At 67.8% G+C, this 23,600-nt stretch carries 22 protein-coding genes and 1 pseudogene; 4 read left to right on the forward strand and 19 right to left on the reverse strand.

The window, feature by feature from the left end; all coding sequences use genetic code 11:
* Window positions 1-30: 30 nt before the first annotated feature.
* From ACFTZB_RS23300 to ACFTZB_RS23345, 10 genes and pseudogenes are all read right to left on the reverse strand, one after another.
* Window positions 31-532 (reverse strand): annotated as a pseudogene (locus ACFTZB_RS23300) (hypothetical protein).
* A 36-nt stretch (window positions 533-568) separates the two neighbouring features.
* Entirely contained in the window at window positions 569-1,360 is a 792-nt protein-coding gene (locus ACFTZB_RS23305) for a DUF6390 family protein (RefSeq protein WP_378434476.1), read from the reverse strand.
* A gap of 24 nt (window positions 1,361-1,384) precedes the next feature.
* Window positions 1,385-2,512: a hydrogenase formation protein HypD gene (gene hypD / locus ACFTZB_RS23310; RefSeq protein WP_087558187.1), complete on the reverse strand. Its 1,128-nt coding sequence runs from the start codon at window positions 2,510-2,512 to the stop codon at window positions 1,385-1,387.
* Between the two features lie 25 nt (window positions 2,513-2,537).
* Window positions 2,538-2,810 (reverse strand): HypC/HybG/HupF family hydrogenase formation chaperone, encoded by a 273-nt coding sequence (locus ACFTZB_RS23315; RefSeq protein WP_005244643.1) that lies wholly within the window; start codon window positions 2,808-2,810, stop codon window positions 2,538-2,540.
* A 26-nt stretch (window positions 2,811-2,836) separates the two neighbouring features.
* Window positions 2,837-3,937 (reverse strand): hydrogenase expression/formation protein HypE, encoded by a 1,101-nt coding sequence (gene hypE / locus ACFTZB_RS23320; protein WP_378434439.1) that lies wholly within the window; start codon window positions 3,935-3,937, stop codon window positions 2,837-2,839.
* A complete protein-coding gene (locus tag ACFTZB_RS23325) occupies window positions 3,934-4,626 on the reverse strand; it encodes an SIS domain-containing protein (protein ID WP_378434441.1) in 693 nt (230 codons plus the stop codon). Before ACFTZB_RS23325 ends, hypE begins: the two co-directional genes overlap by 4 nt.
* Window positions 4,623-5,372, reverse strand: a complete 750-nt coding sequence (locus ACFTZB_RS23330; protein ID WP_378434443.1) for a HypC/HybG/HupF family hydrogenase formation chaperone — start codon at window positions 5,370-5,372, stop codon at window positions 4,623-4,625. The genes ACFTZB_RS23325 and ACFTZB_RS23330 overlap by 4 nt, the downstream gene beginning before the upstream one ends.
* 44 nt (window positions 5,373-5,416) lie before the next feature.
* Window positions 5,417-7,723 (reverse strand): carbamoyltransferase HypF, encoded by a 2,307-nt coding sequence (gene hypF, locus ACFTZB_RS23335; protein ID WP_378434445.1) that lies wholly within the window; start codon window positions 7,721-7,723, stop codon window positions 5,417-5,419.
* Between the two features lie 65 nt (window positions 7,724-7,788).
* The gene (locus tag ACFTZB_RS23340) at window positions 7,789-8,364 is read right to left on the reverse strand and encodes an ATP-dependent Clp protease proteolytic subunit (RefSeq protein ID WP_378434447.1); all 576 of its coding nucleotides are present in this window, start codon (window positions 8,362-8,364) and stop codon (window positions 7,789-7,791) included.
* An 80-nt stretch (window positions 8,365-8,444) separates the two neighbouring features.
* Complete coding sequence (locus ACFTZB_RS23345; protein WP_378434449.1) at window positions 8,445-8,714, reverse strand: helix-turn-helix domain-containing protein; 270 nt, start codon at window positions 8,712-8,714, stop codon at window positions 8,445-8,447.
* A gap of 42 nt (window positions 8,715-8,756) precedes the next feature.
* Between ACFTZB_RS23345 and lhgO the strand changes: the two genes are divergently transcribed.
* A complete protein-coding gene (gene lhgO / locus ACFTZB_RS23350; protein WP_378434451.1) occupies window positions 8,757-9,962 on the forward strand; it encodes an L-2-hydroxyglutarate oxidase in 1,206 nt (401 codons plus the stop codon).
* A 5-nt stretch (window positions 9,963-9,967) separates the two neighbouring features.
* Here the strand turns inward: lhgO and ACFTZB_RS23355 are convergent, their stop codons facing one another.
* The 3 genes from ACFTZB_RS23355 to ACFTZB_RS23365 form a co-directional block, all read right to left on the reverse strand.
* Window positions 9,968-10,564 (reverse strand): TetR family transcriptional regulator, encoded by a 597-nt coding sequence (locus ACFTZB_RS23355; RefSeq protein WP_378434453.1) that lies wholly within the window; start codon window positions 10,562-10,564, stop codon window positions 9,968-9,970.
* Window positions 10,554-12,077, reverse strand: a complete 1,524-nt coding sequence (locus tag ACFTZB_RS23360; protein ID WP_378434455.1) for an MFS transporter — start codon at window positions 12,075-12,077, stop codon at window positions 10,554-10,556. The genes ACFTZB_RS23355 and ACFTZB_RS23360 overlap by 11 nt, the downstream gene beginning before the upstream one ends.
* A gap of 76 nt (window positions 12,078-12,153) precedes the next feature.
* The gene (locus ACFTZB_RS23365) at window positions 12,154-13,551 is read right to left on the reverse strand and encodes a cytochrome P450 (RefSeq protein ID WP_378434457.1); all 1,398 of its coding nucleotides are present in this window, start codon (window positions 13,549-13,551) and stop codon (window positions 12,154-12,156) included.
* Between the two features lie 98 nt (window positions 13,552-13,649).
* Here ACFTZB_RS23365 and ACFTZB_RS23370 point away from each other — a divergent pair, with 98 nt between their 5' ends.
* A complete protein-coding gene (locus ACFTZB_RS23370; protein WP_378434459.1) occupies window positions 13,650-14,234 on the forward strand; it encodes a TetR/AcrR family transcriptional regulator in 585 nt (194 codons plus the stop codon).
* A 110-nt stretch (window positions 14,235-14,344) separates the two neighbouring features.
* Complete coding sequence (locus tag ACFTZB_RS23375) at window positions 14,345-15,127, forward strand: class II aldolase/adducin family protein (protein WP_378434461.1); 783 nt, start codon at window positions 14,345-14,347, stop codon at window positions 15,125-15,127.
* Between the two features lie 28 nt (window positions 15,128-15,155).
* Here the strand turns inward: ACFTZB_RS23375 and ACFTZB_RS23380 are convergent, their stop codons facing one another.
* Genes ACFTZB_RS23380 through ACFTZB_RS23390 form a run of 3 tightly spaced genes read right to left on the reverse strand, consistent with a single transcriptional unit; the run spans window position 15,156 to window position 18,257 of the window.
* Window positions 15,156-16,115 carry a C-terminal binding protein gene (locus ACFTZB_RS23380; protein ID WP_378434462.1) on the reverse strand — a complete coding sequence of 320 codons (960 nt, stop codon included), beginning with the start codon at window positions 16,113-16,115 and terminating at the stop codon, window positions 15,156-15,158.
* The gene (locus tag ACFTZB_RS23385) at window positions 16,112-16,747 is read right to left on the reverse strand and encodes a TetR/AcrR family transcriptional regulator (protein WP_378434464.1); all 636 of its coding nucleotides are present in this window, start codon (window positions 16,745-16,747) and stop codon (window positions 16,112-16,114) included. The genes ACFTZB_RS23380 and ACFTZB_RS23385 overlap by 4 nt, the downstream gene beginning before the upstream one ends.
* Window positions 16,748-16,775: 28 nt before the next feature.
* Window positions 16,776-18,257: a sodium:solute symporter gene (locus tag ACFTZB_RS23390; RefSeq protein ID WP_378434466.1), complete on the reverse strand. Its 1,482-nt coding sequence runs from the start codon at window positions 18,255-18,257 to the stop codon at window positions 16,776-16,778.
* Window positions 18,258-18,460: 203 nt separating this feature from the next.
* On the opposite strand from ACFTZB_RS23390, the gene ACFTZB_RS23395 reads away from it, so the two are divergent.
* Window positions 18,461-19,351: a LysR family transcriptional regulator gene (locus ACFTZB_RS23395; protein WP_005244617.1), complete on the forward strand. Its 891-nt coding sequence runs from the start codon at window positions 18,461-18,463 to the stop codon at window positions 19,349-19,351.
* Between the two features lie 411 nt (window positions 19,352-19,762).
* Here the strand turns inward: ACFTZB_RS23395 and ACFTZB_RS23400 are convergent, their stop codons facing one another.
* From ACFTZB_RS23400 to ACFTZB_RS23410, 3 genes are read right to left on the reverse strand one after another with little or no spacing between them, the layout of a single operon-like run.
* A complete protein-coding gene (locus tag ACFTZB_RS23400; protein WP_378434469.1) occupies window positions 19,763-20,704 on the reverse strand; it encodes a 3-carboxyethylcatechol 2,3-dioxygenase in 942 nt (313 codons plus the stop codon).
* 31 nt (window positions 20,705-20,735) lie between these two features.
* Complete coding sequence (locus tag ACFTZB_RS23405) at window positions 20,736-21,599, reverse strand: alpha/beta fold hydrolase (protein ID WP_378434471.1); 864 nt, start codon at window positions 21,597-21,599, stop codon at window positions 20,736-20,738.
* Window positions 21,596-23,377, reverse strand: coding sequence for a bifunctional 3-(3-hydroxy-phenyl)propionate/3-hydroxycinnamic acid hydroxylase (locus ACFTZB_RS23410; protein ID WP_378434473.1), 1,782 nt, complete (start codon window positions 23,375-23,377; stop codon window positions 21,596-21,598). The genes ACFTZB_RS23405 and ACFTZB_RS23410 overlap by 4 nt, the downstream gene beginning before the upstream one ends.
* Window positions 23,378-23,600: the final 223 nt, after the last annotated feature.

Consider the following 23,600-nt stretch of genomic DNA (forward strand, 5'->3'; position numbering starts at 1 on the left):
GGATGCGTGTCGTGCGCGTCTGACGCCGGTTTACCGCTTGTCCTTCTTCGCTTGTTTCCGGGCGCCCGCGGCGATGGTGGAGGCTTCGAACTTCTTGGCGGCCGGAAGATTTCCGGGTGGTGTCGACGCGGGCCTTGCCGGATGAGGCGACCTTGCCGTCGCTGTCGCCCAGTTCGCTGAAGGACGGGGAGTCTGTGCGGGCGCGGGCGAGGCGCTCATCCTTCAGTTCGCGTGCGCTCGCCCGGGCGGCCGTCGCCAACCGGCGGCTCACCCTGCTCAGCGCGGCCTCGAAGACTTCCGCCTTCTCGGCGTTGCGGACGTTGGCCGCCTTACCGGCCCCGCGCGCGCCCTTGAATTCGACCTTCGCGGCCCCCTCCTGGCGGTACAGCTTGACGTGTTTGTTGCGGGCGCGCCGAACACGGGTGTGCAGCTTGATCAGTGTGTCCTCGTCCAAGTCGGCCATCTGCGCCTTCTTCGTCTCGCGGATCAGCACGAACTCTTCTTCGGACAGTGAGTTCAGGATCTTGTTCATGTCGGCTCCGATCCGGCCACAGGCCGTGAATTGTAGTCATGGTAACCGGGAAACATTCCCGTCGGTCCGTTTCGGTGAAGAGGTGGTCACCTCCCGGGCGAGTCGTCGATTGGTCTGTGCAAGTTGCCATTCCGTCTGCCGGGCCAACCGATCGACCTGGTCTGGGCCGAGGCGGTCGCACACGAAATCCCAGTGCACCGCCACCCGGTCACCCACGGCGAGATCGTGCACGAACGTTCCCTCGGGCACGCGGTAGTCGGCCGGGTCGTCCTGCTCGGGGCCGAGCGACAGCCGGGTCCCGTCCCACGACAGGCGACACGACCGGACGAGCGCACGATCGTGGTCGACCCCCACCACCTCACCCCAGCGGATGCGGCAGGAGTCGAGAACCTGCAGCGGCTGCGGCATCCCGGCGTCCAGCAGCCGCGACCACGGGTACACCCCGAACACGTGAAAGTTGTGGGTGGGCGCCGCCTCCCCGAGCAGGTCCGCGGTGAGGTGCTTCCAGTAGTGGCCGGCCTGCGACGCGAGGCGGGACAGCAGAGCGGAGCCGAACTCGGCCCGGTCGATGTGGTCGGACAGTTCGTCCGCGATCCAGTACCCCCGGACAACCCTCTCGTCCAAGGGGTCCGCGATTCCGGCGAGACGGGCGATCACCTCCTGGTACGGCCACGCGCCACTGAACTGCCTCGCAATCGCCACCACATCGGTGTCCGGCGCGCCGCCACACGCGACGGCCTGCAGTCGCTCCGAGCCCGGAGGACCGCAGTACCCCAGGGCATTCGGGGCGTGCGCGTACTGCGCGAACACGCGGTGCCCGGACGGCATCGAGTGTTCGCGCGCCGTCACCGGTCAGCCTCGCTGACCCAGCAATTGCGCCGTCTCGCGGTGCAGCCTGCCGAAGTTGTAGTACGCGGCGCACGCACCCTCGGGGGAGACCATGCACGTGCCGATCGGGGTTTCCGGGGTGCACGCCGTCCCGAACACCTTGCATTCCCAGGGTTTGATGACGCCCTTGAGGACCTCGCCGCACTGGCAGGCCTTCGGATCAGCCACCCGCACACCCGGCATCGAGAACTTCTCCTCGGCGTCGAACTCGGCGTAGTTCCGGTGGACCTTGAGCGCGCTCTGCGAGATGAAACCGAGTCCGCGCCATTCGAAGTGCGGGCGCAGTTCGAACGTCTCGGCCATCAGCTTCAGCGCCTGCACGTTGCCCTCCGCGCGCACCACCCGCTTGTACTGGTTCTCGATCTCACAGCGGCCCTCGCGAATCTGCTGGAGCAGCATGTGCACCGACGCGAGGATGTCGAGCGGTTCGAAACCCGCGACCACCATCGGTTTCCCGTACACCTCGGACACGAACCGGTACGGCCGCAGCCCCACCACGGTGGACACGTGGCCCGGGCCGAGGAATCCGGACAACCGCAGGTCGGGGGATTCGAGGATGGCCTTGATCGGCGGCACGATCGTGACGTGGTTGCAGAACACGCTGAAGTTCGTCACGCCCAGCGCCCGCGCGCGCACCAGGGTCACCGCGGTGGACGGCGCGGTGGTCTCGAACCCGACGGCGAAGAACACCACCTGGTGGTCCGGGTTGTCGAGGGCCACCTTCAGCGCGTCCAGCGGCGAGTACACGAAGCGGACGTCGGCGCCGCGGGCCTTGGCCTCGATGAGATTGCCCTTGGATCCGGGCACCCGCATCATGTCGCCGAACGTCGTGAAGATGACACCGGGCTGCTCTGCCAGCCACATGGCGTCGTCGACGCGGCCCATCGGGATGACGCACACCGGGCATCCCGGGCCGTGCACCAGTTCGACCGATTCCGGCAGGAGATGTTCGATGCCGTGCCGGTAGATGGTGTGGGTGTGCCCGCCGCACACCTCCATGAACTTGAACTCGTCACCGCGGGCCAGTTCGGTGATGGATTTGACCAGGGCGCGCGCCGCCGCCGGGTCCCGGAATTCGTCGACGAACTTCATCCCTGTTACCTCGTTCTTGCTGTTGTCACGCGATTTCGGACGAGTTGAACGCGTCGATCTCGTTCACGTAGTCGGCGCCCATCTTCTGCACCTGATCCAACGTCAGTTGCGCCTCGATCTCGTCGATCTTCGCCATCGCGAAGCCGACGTGCACGAGCACCCAGTCACCGACGACGAGACCTTCTTCGGCGAGCAGTCGCACACTGATCGTTCTCTGGACGCCGTTCACGTCCACCTTGGCCAGATGCTGTTCGGCGTCGACGATGTCGACCACCTGACCGGGTATCCCCAGACACATCGTGGTTCTCCTTCTCGGGCTGTACTTCAGCAGATTCGGGGGAGCGGGTCGCCGACGAGCATGTCGACGATCCGGCTGCCGCCGAACGAGGTTCGCAATGCGACGATGCCCGGCGGTTCGGCCAGGATCTCGCCCACCGCGGTCGCGGCGGCTCCCCGCGGGTGGGCCCGCAGCGCCGCGACGGCCGCGTCCGCCTCCTCCGCCGCGACGATGGCGACGAACTTGCCCTCGTTCGCGACGTACAGCGGGTCGATGCCGAGCATGTCGCAGGCGCCGAGCACCTGAGGCTCGATGGGCAGCGACTGCTCGTCGATGATGACGGCGAGTTGTGAGGCGTGGGCAAGTTCGTTGCACACGGTGCCGACGCCGCCGCGGGTGGCGTCCCGCATCCACCGCGTCGACGGGGCCGCCGCGAGCAGCGTCTCCACCAGGGAATTGACGGGGGCCGTGTCGGACGCGATGTCGGCCTCGATGGCGAGGTCGCCGCGGGCGAGCATCACGGCCATCCCGTGGGCGCCGATGGTGCCCGACAGCAGCACCTTGTCGCCCGCGCGCACGAGGTCGGGCGACAGCCGCCTGCCCTCCGGGCTGATCCCGACACCGGCGGTGGAGATGTTGACGCCGTCGGCGGCGCCCTTGCCGACGACCTTCGTGTCGCCGGTGACGATCTGCACGCCGGACAGGACGGCCGCCTCGCTCATGTCGGCGACGATCTCCCGCAGTTCGGCGATCGGGAAACCCTCCTCGATGACGAACGCCGCCGACAACCATTGGGGGCGCGCACCGGACACGGCGAGATCGTTGACGGTCCCGTGCACCGCGAGATGCCCGATGGAACCGCCGGGAAACCGCAGCGGCTGAACCACGTACGAGTCGGTCGAGAACGCGAGCCGCTCACCCGAGGGCATCGTGAGCGCGGCGGCGTCACCGAGTTGCTCGAGTTCCTCGTTGCGGAACGCCTCCACGAACACCGCGTCGACGAGCGCGGCCGACGACTTTCCGCCTGCACCGTGCGCGAGCGTCACCACCTCGTCCAGCAGTCGCGGCCTGCGCTGCCGGAACTTGTCGATCCGCTCGAGCACCCGGTCTTCGCGTTCCGCCGACGTGGCCGGTTCGGTCGTGCTCATGAAGCCTCCACAGAGTTGGGAGCGGGTCGCGACATGTGTTCCTGGGCCACCGACCACAGCCGGTAGCCGAGCATCGCGTGGCTCTCCTGGATCCGGTGGATGCTCTGCGAATGGACGGTGTAGCAGAAGTCGAGTTCGCCTGCGGACGCCATCGCCGCCATCCGGCCGCCCTCGTGCCCGGCGAACCCGATGGTCAAAAGCCCCCGCTGCTTCGCCTCGGTGAGCGCGGTCATCAGGTCGTCCGAGTTGCCCGACGTCGACAGCGCGATCGCGACGTCGCGGTCCCGGGCGTGGGCGATGATCTGCCGTTTGAAGATCAGGTCGAAGCCGACGTCGTTGCCCAGCGCCGTCACCACCGCCTGATCGGCGGCCAGCGACCACGCCGCCACCGGGCGTCCGCGGGCGGGACGGCTGAACAGGGACGCCAGCGTGGCGGCGTCGGTAGAACTGCCGCCGTTGCCGAACGTGTACAGGCGGCCGCCGCGGCGGAACCGGTCGGCCATGTCGATCCCGGCCGCCGTGAGGCCGTCCCCGTACTCGTCGAGGGACTCCTTCTGCAGGCGCGCGCTCTCGGCGGCCTTCCCGCGGGCGGACGCGGCGAGGTCGTCGAGGAGGCTCTGGGCGTCGGTCTCCTCCGAGTCGATGAACGGGTAGAGGAAGCTGGTGCTCTCCGAGTCGTGGGTGGTCATCGGTTCGCCTCCTGGTCCGTGTCGTCGAGTCGCGTGATCGCCGCACCCGCATGCACCAGCACGAGGTCGTTCGGCTGGACGTCGCCGAGGACGCTGACGTCCACCCATTCCTCGCCGGCGGCCGTGCGGACCAGGGCGGGGCCGAGGGGTTCGGCGGGTTCGATCACCACTTCACCGAGACGGCCCTCGTCGCTGCACGTGACGCAGACCGTCTCGTCGCACTCCGCGGCGTCGGGTTTCAGCAGTCCCGAGTGCTCGAAGCAGACGTGGGTGAGTTCCCACAGCAGGTGGTACATGAGGACGAACCGCCCGGTGGCGGGGACCATCGGATCGTCGGAGTCGACCCAGAGGATGTGGTTCGCCGCGCCGGCCGGGGGCCGCGGGCCCGCCCCGATCCACAGCGTCATCGCCCCCCACGCCGGTGCGCGGCGCATGGCGTCGACCACGGCGGGTTCGTTCGCCGACGCCACCGCCAGCAGGATGTCGCCGGGCCTGCTCGCCACCCGGGCCTGCGCCACCGGATCGGGTTCGACGAGGGCCACCGACGGCAGCGCCCGTTTGCCCATGATCACGGGATGGACGAATTCGACGGCAACGTGATGGGCGTGCGGTTCCCACTGCGGGGAGATCACCCAGAGCGTCGCCCCGTCATGGAATTTGCGGGCGAGCGACAACGCCGCCGCGGCGAGATCCGCGGACAGGTCCGTGTCGACGAGGTGCCCGCCCGCCTCTGCGGTGGTGGTCATTCACTAGCTCCCGTCCCGGGCCGGCCGGTCGGGGGCTGCCGACGTCACGGTCCGCGCATGGTCGCCGCGGCACCGATCACCGCCTGGCCGAGGGAGAGTCCTCCGTCGTTGGGAGGCACCCGGTGGTGGGTGAGGACTCGATAACCGCTGCTCTCCCAGTGTGCTCTCACCAGTGCGAGGAATAAACGGTTTTGAAAGACTCCTCCGGTCAGCCCGATCGTCGACGCACCGGTCGCGGTGGCGGTCCGGTCGACGAGGTCGGCGGTCGCGGCGGCGAGGGCATGGTGGAAGCCGAGCGCGAGCGCCGCGGGCGGGGTCCCGTCGCGCAGCCCGGCGACGATGCCGGACACCAGAAGAGGCAGTGTGAGCTGGTCATTCTCCACAGCCATGGTGAGGTGCGCGGGGTGCGGGGCGGTCCGGGCGAGGGCCTCGAGTTCGATGGCCGCCTGCGCCTCGTACGTGACCCGGTGCCGGACCCCGAGCAGCGACGCGACGCCGTCGAAGAGGCGGCCCGCGCTCGTCGTCCTGATGCACCCGACACCCGAGACGAGTTGCGATTCCACGGCCGCGCGTTTCGCGGCGGGGATCGCCTCGACGCACGGCAGGCCGTCGACGTCGCTGATCCCGCACTCGTGCAGCAGCGCCAGCGCCACCCGCACCGGATTCCGGACGGCCGCGTCGCCGCCCGGCAGCGAGAACGGCTGCACGTGCCCGACCCGCCGCGAGTCGAGGACGTCCGGGCCGACGAGGAGGAGTTCACCGCCCCACACGGTGGTGTCGCACCCGTATCCGGTTCCGTCGAACGCGACCCCGAGCACCGTCGTCCCGACCAGCCCGTGTTCGGCCATCAGCGATGCGACGTGCGCGTGGTGGTGCTGCACGGTGAGCAGTGGGACGCCGGTGCTGTCGCTGTAGCGGCGGGCCCAGTGGTGCGTCGAATAGCCGGGGTGACGGTCGGCGACCACCGCTTCCGGGGTGATGCCGTGCAGATGCGTCAGCTGTCGCACCGACGTCTCGAACGCGCGCCGACTCTCCAGGCTGCCCATGTCGCCGAGGTGCGCCGAACAGAACGCGTAGTCCTGCCGGGTCAGGCAGAAGGTGTTCTTGATCTCCGCGCCCACCGCCAGGATCTCCGGGCCCCGCGCGGGCAGCACCACCGGCAGCGGCGCGAACCCGCGCGAGCGCCGGATCGGCAGCACCGCCCCGTCCGCCACCGCGAGCACGGAATCCTCGCACGGCACCGCGATCCGGCGGTCGTGCATCAGGAACACGTCGGCGATGTCCCGCAAGCGGGTGCGGGCGTCGTCGTTGTCGAAACACAGGGGTTCGCCGCTGAGGTTGCCGGACGTCATGACCAGCACCCGCGGTGGTTCGATGTCGCTGCCGGGTGTCCGGGTGAACAGCAGGTGATGCAGCGGGGTGTACGGGAGCATCACGCCGAGGTCGTCGATCCCGGGCGCGATGCCGTCGGCGACCGACGCGGTGTTCTTCTTGCGCAGCAACAGGATCGGCCTCGCCGCATGCCTCAGCAGCCCGCTCTCGGGCTCGGAGATCTCGCACAGTTCGGCGGCGACGGACAGGTCCGCGGTCATCACCGCGAACGGCTTGTCCGGCCGGTGCTTGCGCGCCCGCAGAGTCTCGACGGCCGCGGGGTTCGCGGCGTCGCAGACGAGGTGAAACCCGCCGAGGCCCTTGACCGCCACGATCCGGCCGCCCCGCAACGCCCCCTGCACCGCGGTGAGCACGGCGTCGTCCCCGTCCACCCGGCGACCGTCGATCTCGGCGAACAGGTGCGGACCGCAGTCGGGGCAGCACACCGGTTGCGCGTGGAACCGGCGATCGGCAGGGTCGCGGTACTCGGCCAGGCACACGTCGCACAGCGGGAACTCGGCCATGGTGGTGTTGGGCCGGTCGTAGGGCAGGTCGGTGATCACCGTGAACCGCGGCCCGCAATTGGTGCAGTTGACGAACGGGTGCCGATACCGGCGGTCGTGCGGATCGGCCAGTTCGCGAAGGCAATCCGCGCACGTCGCCACGTCCGGCGACACCAGCGTCCGTGCGCCGGGGACGTGCCTGCTGTCGATGATCCGGAACGACTCGTCCCCGCGCACCGGCACGGGCTGGACCGTCGCGTCGACGATCACCGCCATCGGCGGCGCGTCCGTGCGGAGCCGCCGCACGAACGCCGACACCGCCGCCGGTTTGCCCTCGATTTCGATGAACACGCTGACGTCGTCGTTGCCGCAGTGGCCGTGCAGCCCCAGGTCATCGGCCAGTCGCGCGACGAACGGGCGGAAACCGACCCCCTGCACGACCCCGTGGACCGTGATGCGCGATCGTTCGACCGTCATCCTCGGATGATTCCCCCGCCGAGGTGCGGGGCGCAAGAGCCGCGGTCGCGGTCGGGGCTGCCGGATCACTCGCCGTCGACGGAGCGCGCACCGGTGATCGTGTCGATCAGCCCGTAGTCGCGGGCCTCGTCGGCGGTGAGGATCCGGTGGTCCCGCATGTCTGCGATCACCGTGTCGACGGAACGCCGGCAGGAATCGGCGATCCGTTGCTGCAGCCTCCTGAGTTGCTGCTCGTGCTGTTGCGCGGCGATGGCGACGTCCGACGCCGGACCGGTGCAGGATGTTGTCTGCGGTTCGCGGAGGTGGAACGTGGTGTGCGCCGCCGCCGTCCGGCGGTTCGCGGGCGCGAGGAGGGCGATCGCCATTCCGCGTACGTCGCCTCGGCAGTGCACGTGCAGTTCGACCCCCATCAGGTCGAGGGTGTCGAGGAGCGTGGCGGCTGCGTCGACATCGGCGTCAACGCCGTGCAGCCACAACTGGACCTCGTCGTCGCCGGACGCGTCGAGCAGCGCCAGCGACGCCGCCGCGCGGTTCACGGCGTCCGCGTCGAGCCGGCCGGTGAGCGAGACGATCCGCTTGTCGAACAGGCGCTCGGCCAGCCAGTCGGGACCGCCGGTAGCGCCGACGGACGTGACGGGCATCGGTGCCGACGGTAACCGAGGGTCCGGCTGCCAGGGCGTGTGAAACGGCGGGACCGACGGTGGGGTGGGTGGTGGCCAGATCATGATGACTCCCGGTGCGGTGAGATCGTCCAGTCGACCGTCCGGCCCACGGCCTCGGCATACCGTTCGAGCGTCGACAGCCGGGGATCGACGTCGCCGCGTTCGAGCCGGGCCACCGCGGACTGCGACGTGCCCATGTGGGCGGCGATCTCCGTCTGCGTCAGACCCCGCTCGCGGCGGGTGGTGACGAGCTCGTCCAGCAGCGCCCGACGCCGATCGGACAGGTGCCCCAGTCCGGGAAACGACGTGCGTCGAGGTGCGGTCGACATACCATCGATGATATCTCGAAAACGGTATACGGAGGGGTGCTCATGGCGAAGGTTCGTGCGGCCGTCATCGGCGGCGGCATCATCGGTCTGGCGGTCGCCCGGGAACTTCTGCACCGGATGGATGCCGTCGAGGTGACGCTGTTCGAGAAGGAAACGCGGGTCGCGGCCCACCAGACCGGGCACAACAGCGGCGTCGTCCACGCCGGCCTCTACTACCCGCCGGGCAGCCTCAAGGCGCGCCTGTGCCGCCGCGGCGTCACCCTTCTGCAGCAGTACGCAGCAGACAAGGGCGTGGCCTACGAGGAATGCGGCAAGGTGGTGGTCGCTCACGACTCGTCCGAAGTGGCGCGGATGGATGCCATCTTCGACCGAGCGGTGGCCAACGGGGTCCCCGGTATCCGCAAGATCGCGGGGGCGGAGATCCCCGAGATCGAACCGCACGCCCGCGGGGTCGCCGCCCTGCACTCGCCGCACACCGCGATCATCGACTACGTGGCGATCGCGGAGGCCCTCGCCGCGGACATCGCCGCCGCGGGCGGACGCGTACTCCTCGGCCGGGAGGTCGTGGGCCTGGACAGCCGGGCGTCGGAGACGGTGGTCACGACGCGAGACGGCAGTGAGGCCTTCGACCTGGTGGTCACGTGCGCCGGACTGCAGTCCGATCGGGTGGCGCTGCTGTCGGGGGAACCGCGAACACCGCGGGTGGTGCCGTTCTTCGGCGACTACTTCCTGCTCGAGCCGGAGCGGTCTTCACTCGTGAAGGGGCTGATCTACCCGGTCCCGGATCCGCGGTACCCGTTCCTCGGGGTCCACCTCACCAAGCGGATCGACGGTCGAATCATGCTCGGGCCGAACGCCTTCCTCTCCCTCGGGCGGGAGGCGTACGACCGTCGGGGATGGTCGGCGTCGGACGTGCTGTCGGCGGTCGGCTTCCCCGGATTCTGGCGGTTCGCGGCGCGGAACACGGCGGCGGCGGTCCGCGAGGCCCGCACCGTCCTCAGCACGGGCCAGTTCGTGAAGGAGGCGCAGAAGTACGTGCCCGACGTGCGACGCTCCGACGTCACCCGCGGCCCCCGGGGCATCCGCGCCCAGGCGATGAACGCCGACGGCAGCCTCGAGGACGACTTCGTCATCACCGGGGGACACCGCGTGATCCACGTCCGGAACGCGCCGTCACCGGGTGCGACGTCGTCCCTCGCCATCGCCGAACACGTCGTGACGGAAGTTCTCGAACGCACGTCCACGTGACGGTTTTACGACGTGGTGTCGCGCCCGAGCGGCAGCCCGTCCTCGAGGAATTCCAGTGCGCGCAGTGCGAGCGGCAGATTCCCCGGCAGCAGATCGACCACACCGAGGACGACGCCGACGATGGCCCCGGCGAGCGCGCGGACCTCGAAGTCGTCGGCGGTGCGCCCGACCCTGCGCGCCGTGACGCCCGCGATCATGTCGATGCTCCGCACCATCTCTTGCATGATGGCCCCGCGCAGTTCCGGGACCGAATACATCAGTTCCTGACGCGTTCGCTCGAACTCCATGTCTGCCTCGGACAGGCCGGCGAACACCGACTCGGCCGCCTTCCGGAACGCGGTGATCAGCGGGACGTCCGGCGGTTGCGCCTCGATGGCCTCGATCATGGGCGGATCGAGATCGTCGGCGAGGACCAGTTGTTCCTTGGTGGGGAAGTAGCGGAAGAACGTGCTCGGCGACACGTCCGCGGCCTCCGCGATCTGCTCGATCGTGGTGTCGGCGTAGCCCTGTTCCCGGAACAGCCGAAACGCCTCGGCGCGGATGGTCAGCCGGGTGCGGGCCTTCTTCCGCTCCCGCAGGCCCGGTCGGGCATCAGTGGACATGTACCGATTCTGACTCATCCTGCTCCCGGTCCGGTGTCTCGCGGGGCGTGAACCGTGCGGCCAGCAATGCTGCGACGGCGCAGATGCCCGCGCAGATCCACAGCATGAGGCTCATCCCGGAGACGAACGACGTCTGGACGTGTGTGAGGACCGACGGGTCGCTGGTTGCCTTGGCCACCGCGACGCCGGCGTTGACGCCGTCGCGGACCGGATCCACGTCCAGTTCGCCCAGTTCGGACCGGTAGCGGGTGGCGAGGACGGTGCCGAGCACGGCGACCCCGATCGTGCCGCCCGCCTGTCGCAGCGCCTGGATCAGTGCCGAGCCGGAACCGGACCGTTCGGCGGACAACGCCCCCAGGGCGGCTCCCATCGCCGCGGGCATCACGAAACCCATTCCCGCGCCGACGAGCGCGATCCACGTCGCGGTGAACCAGTACGCGGAATCGACGGACGTCAGGGCGCCGGTCGCGAGACCCGCGGTGAGCAGTGCGAACCCGATCGTGATGACCGGCCGGGCGCCGGCTCGCCGCAGCAGTTGGTCGCAGAGCCGGGAGCCGACCAGCAGTCCGGCGATCAAGGGCAGCAGACGGAGGCCGCTGCCCAGCGCGTCCACTCCGAGCACGGCCTGAAAGTACTGCGGCACCGTGAAGAACAGCCCGAACATCCCGAAGTTGACGAGCGTCGTGAAGATCGTGCCCCAGCGGAATCCGGGGCTGGCGAACAGCGACGTGTCGATCAGCGGATGCCGCGACCGCCGTTCCCACATCGCGAACAGCCCGAGCACGACCACGGACGCCGCGATCGACGTCAAGGCCAGTGCGTCGCCCCAGCCGTCCTGGCCGGCCTCGATGAAACCGTAAGTGAGACTGAGTAATCCGAGCGACGACAGCACGGCGCCGAGGTAGTCGGTGGTCGACCGCTCCGCGCTGCGCGATTCCGGCACCAGGGTTGCGACGGCGATCGCGCCGACGACGACCAGGGGCACGTTGATCAGGAACACCGATCCCCACCAGAAGTGCCCGAGCAGCCAGCCGCCGAGGATCGGGCCGAGGGGCAGTCCGATCGCGGTGGACGTCACCCAGATGGTCAGTGCCCGCGAACGTTCGTCCGCGTCGGGAAACAGGACGGGCAGCACGGCCATCGACAGCGGCATCATCACCGCGGCTCCCAGTCCCAGCAAAGCGCGTCCGGCGATCAGCTGGCCCGACGTGCTCGCGTAGCTGCAGAGCAGCGACGCGGCACCGAACAGGAGAAGTGCGCCGAGCAGCAGTTTCTTGCGGCCGTACCGGTCGCCGAGTGCCCCGGCAGGCAGGAGCACCGCGGCGAGGACCAGGGTGTACGCCGAACTGAACCACTGCAATTGCGAGTTGTCCGCTCCGAGATCCACCGCCAGCGTGGGTAGCGCCACCGTCAGGACCGTGATGTCGAGACCGATGGTCAGCATGGCCACGGACAGGGCGCCGAGCGTCCACCAGCGGCGCGGGGTGACTTCGATGACCGTCGTTTCACTCATGACAGCTCCACTCGAAAGGAAGTTACTATATTTTGATAGTAACTCTCACTTTGTGGCTGTCAAGGGTGGGCAGTGGTCAACGTCGGCGTAACTGCAGCGTGAATCCCTCCGGCATGAGGGTGAGCCGCTCGGCGACCTTCAGTCGATAGCCTGGGTCGCCCGCGATGTCGTACCGACGCAGGATCGTGCCGAGAACCAGCACCGCCTCGTGGAGGGCGAACTGCCTTCCGATGCAGGCGCGCTCGCCGGTCCCGAACGGCTTGTACACGTGCGCGGGACGGGACCGGATGCGCTCGGGGAGGAAATGGTCGGGGTCGAACGCCTCGGGGTTCTCGCCCCATACCGGGTCGCGGTGCAGTGCGGGGATGAGGACGAGCATCCAGTCGCCGACCTTCATCGGGTACTTGCCGACGAGGGTCGTGTCGACCGTGGCCTCCCGGCCGTACGCGGGCGCCGTCGGCCACAACCGCAGCGATTCGTCCAGCACCCGGCGCACGTAGCGGAGCTTGGCGACCTGCTCGAACGCGGGCTCTTCGTCGCCCCACACCGCATCGACCTCCGCTTGCGCCTTCGCGAGGACGTCGGGATGCCGCGACAGGTAGTACAGGGCGAACGACAGCGCGCCGGAGGTGGTTTCGTGCCCTGCGACCAGGAACGTCACCACCTGGTGGCGGATGTTCAACTCGTCGATCCGGTGGGGGTCGTTCTCCCGGGCCGCCCGCAGCATGAGTTCGAGCAGGTCCTCGGGGCCGGCATCGGCGCTGTCGCGGCGGGAGCGGATCACCTCGTCGACGACCTCGGCCATGTGTTCCAGGTTGGCGACGTTGCGGCGATCCGACCGCCGGACCAGCAGTCGTCCGAGCGCCGTGGATTTCACGAACGTGGTGCGCTGCGAATGGCTGAGCGCGCCGACCATTGCCTGCACGAACGGGTGCGGGCGCTCGCGTCGGAAGGAATCGAAGGAATAGCTGAAACCGGTGCGGCCGATGGTCTCGAGCGTCAGCTTCGTCATGTCGGACGACACGTCGACGGGTTTGCCGCCCACGCGCTCGTCCCAGTGTTCCGTCAGTTCGCCGGCAACGTCGAGCATCGTGCGGTGATACGAGCGCATCGCGGATTTCGTGAACGCCGGTGCGAGCAGGTTGTGTGCCTTGCTCCAGTTCGGCTCGTGGTTGTACGCGGTGAACAACCCGTCGCCGCCGACCTCGCGCAGCGACGCGACGCCGGGCGCCAGGTGCTTCGCGAACCGGGATTCATCGGAGAGTTCCGCGACCATGTCGGCGCCGGACGCGAACACGAACCGGTTGCCGAGAATGTTGCGCTCGAAGATGGGTCCGAGTTTTCTGCCGATCTCCATCGAATTCTGCACGGGAGTGCGGATGCTGATCCCGAACACGTCGCCGACGACGGGAAGCCGCCATCGGGGATGCGGGATGGTCGCCTCCGCTGTGCTGTGCAGTGATCCGACGCTCATTGTCGACCCCCGTGTCGATGTGGCCCGCGTTACTGAATTGATGTCTAGTACGCAAGGTACGCCTTACTGAACCGGTGTCAAGCAGTACGGTGGCTGGCATGACCAGCGCCCGCCGTCGACTCGCCCCGGAGCAGCGGCGTGCGCAGTTGCTCGACATCGGCGCGCGACTGTTCGCGGACCGCCCGTACGAGGACGTCTGGATCGAAGAGGTCGCGGAACTCGCCGAGGTGTCGCGCGGATTGATGTACCACTACTTCCCGACGAAGCGGGACTTCTTCGCCGCGATCGTCGAACGCGAATCCGAACGACTGCTCGACGTGACTGCCCCCGACCCCGCTCTCCCCGTCGAGGACCAGGTCGCGGCCGGACTCGACGCGTACTTCGAGCACGTCGCGAGCCACCGGCACGGAGTCCGGGCCATCAACCGCGGCGCGCTGTCGGCCGACGCCGACATCCGCGCCATCGTCGACCGGGAACTCGACGCCCAGCAGCGCCGCATCGTCGACGCGCTCGATCCCCCCGCCGGCGAGCGGGAACTCGTCGGCGTCGCCGTGCGCGGATGGATCGCCTTCGTCCGCGCCGTCTGCATGGACTGGCTCGACCACCCCTCGATCGCCGAGAGCGAGCTACGAGAACTCTGCCTCCGCTCGCTCCGCGGCATGCTGGGTGGGCGGCTCGACTGAGCCGCGCACCGGTTGTCGCCCGGCGGTGACGTGTGGCCAAAGCCTGGCGTTTATATAAATCAGTTGATACATTTAAGCCGAAATCCGTTCCGTGATCAAGGAGATCCCGCATGAGTGCACCCACCGTCACGTCGCAGGGCCGGGCGAATCCGGTGAAGACCGAGGCGGAACTGCGTCGTGAACTCGCGGCGGTGTACCGGCTGCTTGCGCATTTCAAGATGACCGACCTGATCTTCACGCACGTCTCGGTCCGGCTGCCCGGGCCCGAACATCACTTCCTCATCAACCCGTACGGGCTGCTCTTCGAGGAGATCACCGCCTCCAACCTGGTGAAGATCGGGCTCGACGGCGAACTCGTCGAACCGTCCGAATATCATGTCAATCCAGCCGGATTCGTGATCCACGGCGCGATCCACGAGGCCCGGGCGGACGCGCAGTGCGTGCTGCACACGCACACGAAGGCCGGGTGCGCGGTGGCCGCGCAGGAGCACGGACTGCTGCCGCTCAACCAGATCTCGATGGAGTTCTACAACCGGGTCGGCTACCACGACTACGAGGGCATCGCGCTCAACACGGCCGAACGCGCCCGGTTGGTCGACGACCTCGGCGACCACCCCGCGATGATCCTGCGCAATCACGGTCTGCTCACCGTGGGCGAATCCGCCGCCGAGGCATTTCTGCGAATGTTCTACCTGGAGAAGGCGTGTGACATCCAGATCGCCGCCCAGGCGTCGGGGGACCTGCGTGTGCCGTCGCCCGAGATCGCCGAGCACACCGCCCGGCAGTTCGCCGGTGAGGCCACCGACGACTTCGCCGACGACCAGGCCTACGAGATGGCGTGGGCGGCGCTGCTGCGGATGCTGGACCGGACCGCCCCCGACTACAAGGACTGAACAGCGCCACAAGGACTGGCAGGGGCAATCACATCCCCGGTGGGGCAACGACTCCCACCGGGGATTCGCCCGTCAGGACCGCGGCGACGTTGCGCGCCGACTGCTCCGCCAGCGTGCGCGCGACCTGCGGCGAGTACCACGCGGCGTGCGGGGTGATCACGAGGTTGGGGATCTGCAAGATCGGATCATCCTGTGCGGGAGGTTCGTTCGGCAGAACGTCGACGGCCGCCCCGGCCAGGTGCCCGCTACGCAGTGCGGCTCCGAGCGCGTCGTGGTCGACGAGCCCGCCACGGGAGACGTTCACCAGATACCCGCCGCGCCGCATCGTCGCCAGCGCACGCTCGTCGATCAGACCCCGCGTCTCAGGGGTCAGGGGAACGTGCAGGCTCAATACGTCGGAGCGGCGCAGCAGTTCCTCGAACCCGACCACCTCGATGCCCTCGGCCGCGAGTTCCGCGGCGCGGTCGCCCAACCCGCGGCCGCTGACCAGTACGGTCATTCCCACGGCTCGGGCGCGCAGCACGAAAGCGCCGGCGATCCGGCCGAAACCGTAGAGGCCCAGCACGGTTCCGGCGATGCGCCGCGGCACCGCCGCGGTGACGTCCCATTCGCCGGCGCGCACGGAACCGTCGAGGGTGTGGGTGGATCGGATCAGTCCGAGGGTGAGCGCGAACGCGTGGTCCGCGACCTCCTCGGTGCAGTAGTCCACTGCCCGCGTGACCCACAGGCCGCGTTCGTGCGCCGCCGACACCGGCAGGTGGTCGTACCCGGCGGAGGTGGCCGACAGTAGTCGCAGATCCGGGAGTGCCGACAGGTGACGCGGCTCGAGGCCGGTGTTTTCCGGACCCACCAGCAGGGCGACGACGCCCGGTCCGGACGGGAACTCGGACTGATGGACTACCTCCGCGGAAATACCCGCGGCGACAAGAGAATCGGACAGGACGTCGGCCGGGATGAAGTCGTCGAGGACGACGACACGGTCGGTCATGTGCCCACCGCTCCCGCTTCTTCGGTGGTCCTCCGCACTGCAGCGTCGACGCAGCGGGCGGCCGCATCCCCGGTGCTGATCGCTTCCATCACAACGGGATCCAGAATGGCCTGCAGTGCAAGCCCGTCGGTCAGCGCCACCAGTGCGACGGTGACGGCGTCCGCGTCGAGGTCGGCGGAGACGATGCCCTCCCGCTGGGCGGCGACGACCGCCTCGCGCACGACGCCGCGCCAGCGGGCGAGGAAGCCCGCGATCTCACCGCGGGCCGTGTCCTCGGCCGCCCCCTCCGCATAGAAGAACAGGAAGACGCGGGTCATCGCGAGTCGGCGTTCGTCGAGCGGCAGGATGCTGGCGGTGATGTTCCGCAGCTTCTCGATCGGACCGGCGCCCTCCTCCTCGAGGATCGCCCGGTACAACTCGCCCTGGATGTCGCCGGCCCGGCGAAGCGCCCCGAGGAGCAGTTCGTGCCGGGATCCGAAGTAGTGGTTCAGCACTCCGGTCGACCACCCGCTCTCCTCCGCCACCGCTCGCGTGGTGACGGCGGAGATTCCCTCCCGGGCGATCAACGCCAGAACGGCGTCGGCGAGCGCTTGTCTCCGCTCGTCGTGGTCGACGATCTTCGGCACGATCATTCCTCCCGGTAGTACGCGCTGTCGCCAATCAGGCTATCGGTGCCGGGGTCCGCTCCGGTTCTTCCTCGTCCTCGGCCTTTCCCGACACTCGCGCGTTCCACACCGACATCACATCGGCCGGGGTGGGTGCGGTGAACAGGCTGGTGGCCACGAACACCACCAGGGCGCTGACGAGTCCGACGTACACCGGTTCGTTGGCCATGACGTCGCCGACGACGAACATCGTGGCGATGGTCGCCACCGTGCCCACCGCCATGGCCGCCATGGCCGCGGTTCCCGTGGCGCGCTTCCAGACCAGCCCACCGAGGATGGGGACGAGGAGTCCGCCGACCAGGATGTCGTAGGCGATGGTCAGGGCCGACACGATGTCGTTGATGAGCGCGGCGATCACGATGCTGACGAGGCCGATCACGATCACGTAGAGGCGGTTGCCGCGCACGTCGGCTTCCGGATCGGACGTGTCCAGTTCGGGTCGGGTGCGGCCGAAGATCTGGGCGACCAGCGGAAGGACGTCCTGCCGCGCGACCGTGGCGGTGGCGATCAGCGCACCGGACGCGGTCGACATCATCGCGGCCACCGCGGCGGCGAGGACGATGCCGCTGAGGCCGACGGGCAGGACGTGGACGGCGACGTCGGCGTACACGTCGTCGGACGAACCGATGTCGGGCATGAGAGCGGATGCGGCCAGACCGATGAGTGCGCCGGCGACGCCGTACAGCAGGCAGTAGAGGCCGGCGGTGACGCCGCCCCATCGTGCGACCTCCGGCGACTTCGCGGTGAACACGCGCTGCCAGATGTCCTGTCCGATGAGGATGCCGAGGGTGTAGACGACGAAGAACGTGACGATGGTGCCGGTGCCGATGGTGCCGAGCCCGAGTGCCTGTTCGCCCACGCGTTCCTTGATGCCGGCGTACCCGCCCGCCTTGCTCCACGTGAACGGCAGCAGCAGGACGAAGACGCCGATGGTCTTGATGACGAACTGGACGACGTCGGTGAGCGTGATCGACCACATGCCGCCCATCGCGGAGTAGGCCACGACGATGAGGCCGCCGAGGATCACCGACAGCGTCCGGTCGAAGCCGAACAGCACGTTGAAGATGGTGGCGTAGGCGATCGTGGACGTGACGGTGAGCATGAGGGTGTACGCCATCATCACGAGACCGGACGCGCCGGTGGCGTCGATGCCGTACCGGAGTTTCAGCATCCCGGAGACGGTGTAGACCTTCAGACGCTGGATCCGCGCCGCGAAGAGCAGGCTGAGCAGCAGCACGCCGGCGGCGATCGACACGACCAGCCACATTCCGGAGATGCCGTACTTGTAGCCGAGGCCGACGCCGCCGACGGTGGAGGCGCCGCCGATGACGACCGCAGCCATCGTGCTGGTGTAGAGGAATCCGCCGAGGCGGCGGCCGGCGACGAGGTATTCGCTGGAGTTGCTCGCCCGGCGTTTGCCCCACCAGCCGAACGCGAGCATCGCGCCCAGGTAGATCAGGATGATGGTGATGTCCATGGTGCGTCCTTCACGTGTCCTAGCGGATCGGTGATGACGGGCGCGGGTCCCGTCGGTGCCGGTCTCGTCAGACCGTTGCCCTAGACGGTAGGAGAACATTGACGTGAAATAAATCACTTGATACAAATAATCACTTCAGAAAATCGTGAAGTAATGGTGCGAGCCAGCTCACACCCTGTTTTCGACCCCGCCGGAGGAGCACGATGCGCAGTTCGCTGCCCGATCTGAAGCTCCTCCAGATCTTCGCGGCCGTCGTCCGGCACCAGGGGTTCGCGCCCGCCCAGCAGGAACTCGGACTGTCGGCCTCGGCGATCAGCACCTACATGAGTCAGCTCGAACGCCACCTCGGCATCGTCCTGTGCCACCGCGGCCGCGGCGGATTCGGCCTCACGAGCAAGGGCGAGCTCTACCACAAGGAATGCCTCCGCATCCTGGGGGAGCTCGAGGGGTTCGAACGCTACGGTGCCGCGCTGCAGGGCGAACTGCGGGGCACCCTCACCATCGGGGTTCTCGATTCCACCGTCACCGACGCCACCCTGCCGCTCGCCGACGTGATCGGCGTGTTCAGCAAGGACCATCCCGCCGTCTACCTCGACCTCAAGATCCAGACCCCGCACGAGCTGCAGGTCGGGGTGCTCGACGACCGGATCGACGTCGCGGTCGGCGCGTTCGCGTCACCGATGAACGGCCTCGTCTCCCAGGCGCTGCACCGGGAGCAGCACTGGCTGTACTGCAGCGACAAACATCCGCTGTTCGGTAGGAAGCGGGTGCCGCCGGAGGTCATCACGCAACAGCGGATGGTGACCCGCGGCTACTGGTCCGAGCAGGAACTCGCCCGCCAGGGATTCCCGCAACCCTCGGCGACGGTGGAGAACATGGAGGCGCAACTCATCCTCGTGCTGTCCGGCGCCTACATCGGCTACCTGCCCGAGCACTACGCGGAGTACTGGGTGGACCGGAACCGGTTGCGCCCGATCCTGCCCGCGTCGTTCGGCTACCAGGCGCCGTTCTCGCTGATCTACCGGCGCGGCCGGGCCCGCGAACCGATGGTCCTCACGTTCCGCGAGTTCGTCCGGACCAGCATGGGTAGCTGACCGTTGCTCAGCGGCGAGGACATCAACCAGTCCCTGCAGAAAGCGCGAAGGCGGGCAAGGGGCGAGCCTGCGCTCCCGACGGTGCGTAGGGCCAGAGCGTGGTCGCGCTCGCACGGGGGCACTTACTGGAGGATTGTGCGAGGGTATCGGCGGCTGCTCTCGAGTTCTTTGGTCAGGGTGCGGACATCATGGCTTCCGATGATTCGGCATTCTTCGACGAAGAAGGTGGGTTTCTCGAGCGCAGCGGCGTCAAGGTAGGTCGACATCCGGAGCGTCGGGCCCGCCGTGCACACCACCGCACCGAGCATCACACGAGCGCTGACCGAGAGCGGGCATCGAGGTGGTGTTCGGTGACACCGTGCGCCTGCGGCATGACACGCGGCCCTCGAGAAGCCGAAGCGCAGGTCGTTGTCAGTGCGGCCGAGCGGTAGTGATGGCGAAACCGGCGATGTACTCCTTGATCGGTTGGTAGAACTCGTAGTCCACGGTATATGGACCGCACGCCCTCAACGCGGAGTACGCCGCAACCCAGGTGCGGACCTCGTGCGAGGAGTGACCTGCGGTGGCGTCCATCTCGTCGGCGGTGTAGCTGTCGAAGTCCTCGAGCCGGCCGGACCGGCAGACGTCGAGGAACTCCCGGTCCCAATCGGGGTTGAGGTCCATGATGTCGGCCTCTCCGGCGGCGAACTTGACGGCGGTGGCGATCGTGTTGGCCTGCCGGGCGGCACGTGCTTGCGGAGTGGGGTTGCGGCCGTCGGTGAGGAGTTTGCGCTGGGCCTCGGTGGCGGTGGCGATCTGCGGCACCGGCGGGTCGTGCGACAGACCACCGGAACCGATGAACAGCACCTTCTTGTCGGAGTCCTGGAAGAATTCGCCGACGGCCTGACCGAATCGGCGGACCCGGGACATTTTCGCGAAGGGACGAGCGACCGAGTTGACGAACACTGGAACAACGGGTTTCGCCGCGACGTCACCGTCGTAGAGGATCTCCATCGGCTGCACGGCGCCGTGGTCGACCACCATCTGACGGGAGATCGCGACGTCGATGTCGCGGTCGATCACGTGCTGGGCGAGTCCTTCTGCGATCTCGGTGGGCACGTCCAGTGTTCCGGAGAACGAGTCGTAGTCACCGGTGCCGGTGGCCTGATATCCGATGCAGAACGGTGGCATCAGATCGTAGAAGAAGCCGTTGTAGTGGTCCGGGCCGAAATTGACGATCAGGTCCGGATCGAAGTCGCGGACGAACGCGCGGACCTGTTCGAACGCGGCTTCGACGGCGGCCTTCGTTTCGGCGGGTGGGTGGGTGTGGTGCAGCAGCGGGCTGTGCGACATGCACACCAATGCCTGGGTCATGACCGAGTTTCCTTTCTGCCCTGGGCGCTGGTCACCGGCTGACGCCGTGGGAGGCGAGGTACTGGGTGATTACGGCGTTGAAGTCGTCGGCTCGCTCGACCTGCGACCAGTGGCCGCACTGGCTGAAGATGTGCGTGTCGGCGTGCGGGATCACGTTGAGGAGGTCCCAGGTGCGCGAGATCGGGATGACGACGTCCTGGGTGCCGTGAATGAGCAGGACGGGGATGGTTAGTTCCGCCAGGACGTCGAAGTCCAGCGGCAGTGCGTGCCGGTCGCGGTCGCGGGCGGCGACGACGTCGGCGAGACGGTCGGAGGCGGTGTCGTTGAGCGCGGCCTGATATCGCAGCGCGACCAGTTCGTCGGTGACGAGTGACTTGTCGACCACGAAGAGCTCGAGGGTTTTGCGGATGCCCTCTTCGGTGAGGGTCGGGTTGGCGTGTCCGGCGAGGGCACCGGTGAGTGTGGCGCCGCCGGTGCCCATCGAGACGATGCCCAACAGTCGTTCGGGGAAGTCGATAGCGAACTGGAAAGCGAGCCAACCGCCGAGAGAGTTTCCGACGATCCAGGTCTTCTCGATGCCCAGGGAATCGAGAACCCGGATGGCGTGGCGTACCCATTCCTTGATGCCGTACTCGGTGCCCTCGGCGACCACGGTCTGGCCGTAGCCGATCGAGTCGATGGCGATGCATCGGCCGTGCCCACTGATCGTCGGCAAATTCAGCCACCAGTTCGCCGCAGCCGTGACACCGGTTCCGGACCCGTGCAGGAACAGGATCGGCGTGCCCTCGCCGAGTTCGTGGTAATGGGTGAGCTCGCCGGGCGCGGTCTCGATCCACTTGTCCTCGAGCCCGAAGAACGAATCGGTGATGTACGAGGGAATTGCGGTGGTGATCATGAGGCGAGTTCTTCCTGTGTGGACTGGGGGTGGGACGGCGAGGCGGTGGAGTCGGATGGCGGTGCGGGTGCGTCGTCGAGGTGGGTGGCCGCGGGGCTCCCGGTGAACGCCATGGCGTGCAGGATCGCATCGAGGGTGGCGGGGGCGTGCTGGGTCAGGCAGGCGCCGGCGACGAATCGGTCGGGGCGCAGGAACACCAGTGGAGTGGGACGGTCGTCGAACCACTTCTTGAGCCGTCCGGTGTGATCGCCGACGACGAGGACGTCGTTGTCCGTGTACTGTTCGGCCCATTCGCGTTGGGTCTCGGGGACCGCGGCGACCAGCCGTGCACCGAGAGCAGCCAGCTTCTCCAGTGACGGCTGGGGGAGAACATCTTTCGGATTGTTGCCCCAGACCAGGACGGTCCACCAGTTGCCGATCGCGTCGTCGAGCAGGATGTTCGCCGAGCCGCGGGTGTTCACCCGCGGCTGCGGGAATTGCACGCCGACCGGGGAAACGGTGGTGTTCGCGGTACGGACGGGGATGAGCTTGCTGGTGATCCTGGCCCGGGCCCGTCCGCTCTCCTGCGTGCTGGGATCGGCCAACACCCCGCGGGTGTAGCGGGGCATCGGTTTGAACCGCATGTCGGCGAAGTAGCTCTTGACCTGGGGGAACCGATTGAGCACCGAGGAGGCGGCGTCGCGTGCGGTGGCCGCGATCGGATTGGTGATCTTGATGAACTTGCCGAAGGTCAGCGACAGGTCCACCATCGCCTGCGCGTGGTCCTTGCGCTCGCTGGTGTAGGTGTCCAGGAGAGCGTCGCCGGCCTGACCCGACAGCACCGCCGACAGCTTCCACCCGAGGTTGGTCGCATCACGCATCCCGGAGTTCCAGCCCTGACCCATCCAGACCGGCATCAGGTGTGCTGCGTCGCCGGCGATCATCTGCCGCCCGGTGCGGAAGCTCGAGGCGACCCGGCCGTGGTGGGTGAACACCCGGCGGCGGATGAAGTCGAGCGACGCGGGATCCGGAACATGCTCTGCGAGGAGTGCATTCACGTAGTTGGGATCGGTGACCTGGTCCTCGGTCTCGCCCTCGTGCAGCATGAACTCCCACCGGCGAACCGCGTGCGGAAGGCCGATGGAGACGTAGGGACGCTTCGGGTCGGCGCCGAGAAATACGTTCGGCGTCCCCAACGGATCGTTCTCGACATCGACGACCAGCCAGCGAGTGGAGGGGGATTCACCTTCGAAGCTGACGCCGAGGCGCTTGCGGGTAGGGGACTTGCCCCCTTCGCAGCCGACGAGGTAGCGGGCGTGGAAACGGTGCTCCACCGTCTTCCCGTCCGTGCCTGTGACCACGGCGATGGCCGTGACCGAGTCGCGGTCCTCCTCGACGTTCTCGACGCGGTGCCCGAAATGCACCTGGACGTGGGGGAAACGCGCCAGGCCCTCATAGAGGGCGCGGTCGACCTCGGGCTGGATGAACCCGTGCTTGCGTTCCCACCCGAACTCGTCGGTCTTCGGGTTGTTCACCAGGATGACCTTCCCGGCACCGTTGACCAGTCGCATGATGTGCTGCGGATTGGTGTGTGGGCGAACGGTATCGACGAGTCCGACGGCCTGGATGGTGCGGAAGGACTCGTCGTCGAGTCCGACGCCGCGAGGGTAGTCGATGAGCTGGTCCAGTGCTTCGAGCACGGTCACCGTGCGGCCGTACATGCCGAGGATATTCGCGAGCATGAGGCCGGCCGGGCCGGCCCCGACGATGAGAACGTCACTGTCGTGGGTGGTGTCCATAACTCCCTATCTAGCATGTGCAAATATCGCACAGTCGTGATCATTATTTGACGATATCGTAGCCAGTGCACTTGCGAGGAGCTACCATCCGGCCCGATGGAGTGATCGCATTTCGCTCTATGTTGAGCGTTAGTTGCACGTTACGATGTCTATGTGAACACGGACACACCCCTGTTTGTCAATACTCTGACAACTCGGGACGGGTATGGAAACACCTCGGCCC

The organism is Rhodococcus sp. NPDC057014 (assembly GCF_042673295.1).
Lineage (GTDB): Bacteria > Actinomycetota > Actinomycetes > Mycobacteriales > Mycobacteriaceae > Rhodococcus_F.

Coding starts and splice junctions, on each gene's coding strand:
- ACFTZB_RS23305 (WP_378434476.1), bottom strand. CDS start 1,360: ATGCCGTCCGGGCACCGCGTGTTCGCGCAGTACGCGCACGCCCCGAAT.
- hypD (WP_087558187.1), bottom strand. CDS start 2,512: ATGAAGTTCGTCGACGAATTCCGGGACCCGGCGGCGGCGCGCGCCCTG.
- ACFTZB_RS23315 (WP_005244643.1), bottom strand. CDS start 2,810: ATGTGTCTGGGGATACCCGGTCAGGTGGTCGACATCGTCGACGCCGAA.
- hypE (WP_378434439.1), bottom strand. CDS start 3,937: ATGAGCACGACCGAACCGGCCACGTCGGCGGAACGCGAAGACCGGGTG.
- ACFTZB_RS23325 (WP_378434441.1), bottom strand. CDS start 4,626: ATGACCACCCACGACTCGGAGAGCACCAGCTTCCTCTACCCGTTCATC.
- ACFTZB_RS23330 (WP_378434443.1), bottom strand. CDS start 5,372: ATGACCACCACCGCAGAGGCGGGCGGGCACCTCGTCGACACGGACCTG.
- hypF (WP_378434445.1), bottom strand. CDS start 7,723: ATGACGGTCGAACGATCGCGCATCACGGTCCACGGGGTCGTGCAGGGG.
- ACFTZB_RS23340 (WP_378434447.1), bottom strand. CDS start 8,364: ATGCCCGTCACGTCCGTCGGCGCTACCGGCGGTCCCGACTGGCTGGCC.
- ACFTZB_RS23345 (WP_378434449.1), bottom strand. CDS start 8,714: ATGTCGACCGCACCTCGACGCACGTCGTTTCCCGGACTGGGGCACCTG.
- lhgO (WP_378434451.1), top strand. CDS start 8,757: ATGGCGAAGGTTCGTGCGGCCGTCATCGGCGGCGGCATCATCGGTCTG.
- ACFTZB_RS23355 (WP_378434453.1), bottom strand. CDS start 10,564: ATGTCCACTGATGCCCGACCGGGCCTGCGGGAGCGGAAGAAGGCCCGC.
- ACFTZB_RS23360 (WP_378434455.1), bottom strand. CDS start 12,077: ATGAGTGAAACGACGGTCATCGAAGTCACCCCGCGCCGCTGGTGGACG.
- ACFTZB_RS23365 (WP_378434457.1), bottom strand. CDS start 13,551: ATGAGCGTCGGATCACTGCACAGCACAGCGGAGGCGACCATCCCGCAT.
- ACFTZB_RS23370 (WP_378434459.1), top strand. CDS start 13,650: ATGACCAGCGCCCGCCGTCGACTCGCCCCGGAGCAGCGGCGTGCGCAG.
- ACFTZB_RS23375 (WP_378434461.1), top strand. CDS start 14,345: ATGAGTGCACCCACCGTCACGTCGCAGGGCCGGGCGAATCCGGTGAAG.
- ACFTZB_RS23380 (WP_378434462.1), bottom strand. CDS start 16,115: ATGACCGACCGTGTCGTCGTCCTCGACGACTTCATCCCGGCCGACGTC.
- ACFTZB_RS23385 (WP_378434464.1), bottom strand. CDS start 16,747: ATGATCGTGCCGAAGATCGTCGACCACGACGAGCGGAGACAAGCGCTC.
- ACFTZB_RS23390 (WP_378434466.1), bottom strand. CDS start 18,257: ATGGACATCACCATCATCCTGATCTACCTGGGCGCGATGCTCGCGTTC.
- ACFTZB_RS23395 (WP_005244617.1), top strand. CDS start 18,461: ATGCGCAGTTCGCTGCCCGATCTGAAGCTCCTCCAGATCTTCGCGGCC.
- ACFTZB_RS23400 (WP_378434469.1), bottom strand. CDS start 20,704: ATGACCCAGGCATTGGTGTGCATGTCGCACAGCCCGCTGCTGCACCAC.
- ACFTZB_RS23405 (WP_378434471.1), bottom strand. CDS start 21,599: ATGATCACCACCGCAATTCCCTCGTACATCACCGATTCGTTCTTCGGG.
- ACFTZB_RS23410 (WP_378434473.1), bottom strand. CDS start 23,377: ATGGACACCACCCACGACAGTGACGTTCTCATCGTCGGGGCCGGCCCG.